This is a genomic window from Staphylococcus sp. EG-SA-2 (assembly GCF_017152085.1).
The window spans coordinates 1-1465 of the sequence record NZ_JACYHC010000767.1 but is presented as its reverse complement, the minus strand read 5'-3'; the positions used below and the strand labels follow the sequence as shown (position 1 = coordinate 1465).

Genomic DNA, 1465 nt, shown 5'->3' with positions numbered 1-1465 from the left:
AAACTCATAATCATTATTACAATGACTAACATACCACAAATTAGATACATCCATTTAAATCCTACTAAATCGGAAATAGGTCCCATCAATGCGCCACCTAACGATATACCTAAGTCTGCACAGGCAATAAATAAACCTAACAACATATTACGACCTACTTTTGGTAAGACGAAGCTTAAGTATGATGTTAATGTTGGGTACACCATTGCTTGCGTCATTCCTATTAATATCGCACTACCATAGAAAATAATTGCACCTACTTGCGGACCAAATGCCACTACAAATGACGCGATTACTAATAATGATAGTACAGATACCATATATTTAGGATGCCACATACCATCTGACGGAATGTATTTCCTTAAGTAAAATCTTGCCGCAACAACTGCGATGGCCTGTATTGTCAAAAAGATTCCCGCATTCGCGAATCCTAAACTCACTGTGTATAACGGTACAAATGTACTAACTGCACCAAATACAATCGATGCAACAATCATGATAATACCACTGTTCAACAACTCTTTATTTTTGAAAAATTGCGCAAAAACAGTTACAGCGTTAAACGGCATTTTTTCAATCTTATCTGACGTATCGGGTTCCTGTTCAGCAAAGGTCACGCGATAGCCAAAGAATGTTGTTGTTAATGCGATAAAGATAATGACAATTGCAAATAGTGAAATATTATTTGCATTCCAAATACCTACGGCAACTAATGGTCCAATTAAGTTTGGAATCGTTGAAAATAGCGAGTACAATGATACACCTTCAGAACGATGTTCCTCTGGTAATGCATCAATAATACCTAACTGTAAAGACATAGAAAAGAATGCCGTACACACACCTTGCATAACACGTGCTACGAAATAACCTTCTAATCCAGTAAAACCATAAATAATTAAAGCTATGGCATTGATGATCAAAATAATTCTTAAAACTTTAATGGGACCGACACGAGCAATAATTTGTCCTGCCCATGGTCGAAACACCATTGCTGTTAACATGTATGCCCCCATAACGATACCGATAACCGTATTCGTTGCGCCTAAATCATGCCCTCGTAACGGTATAAATACGTTTAAGATTGCATTGGCACTAAAGAACATCAATGTTAATATATATAATCTCAAAAAGGGCCAAGCCATTGCACCTTTCATTATCTCACTCCTTAGAATGATAGTTGTTTTTCTATTAATTCTCTTGTATAAGCATTGTCACTTTTATGCAATGCGCTTGTCGGAATTTGTTCTTCTATTTTTCCGTTTTTAAAAATAATTAATTGATCACATAAATACGTGGCAGCTTGAATATCATGTGTGATAAAAATATAACTCAACTGACGCGTTTCACGTAAATGAATCAATAAATCTAATATTTGTGTTTGAATTGACATGTCGAGTGAACTAATGGCTTCATCAAACAAAATATATTTAGGGTTAATACATATTGCACGCGCAATCGCAACACG

General features: G+C 35.6%; 2 protein-coding genes. Both read right to left on the bottom strand.

Going from position 1 to position 1465, the window contains the following annotated elements; all coding sequences use genetic code 11:
• The coding region (gene cntE, locus IDG60_RS13915) for a staphylopine family metallophore export MFS transporter CntE (protein WP_206160811.1) at nt 1-1154 on the bottom strand (1154 nt) is incomplete at its 3' end.
• A gap of 11 nt (nt 1155-1165) precedes the next feature.
• A partial coding sequence (locus tag IDG60_RS13910; protein WP_481906095.1) for an ATP-binding cassette domain-containing protein occupies nt 1166-1465 on the bottom strand: 300 nt, incomplete at its 5' end.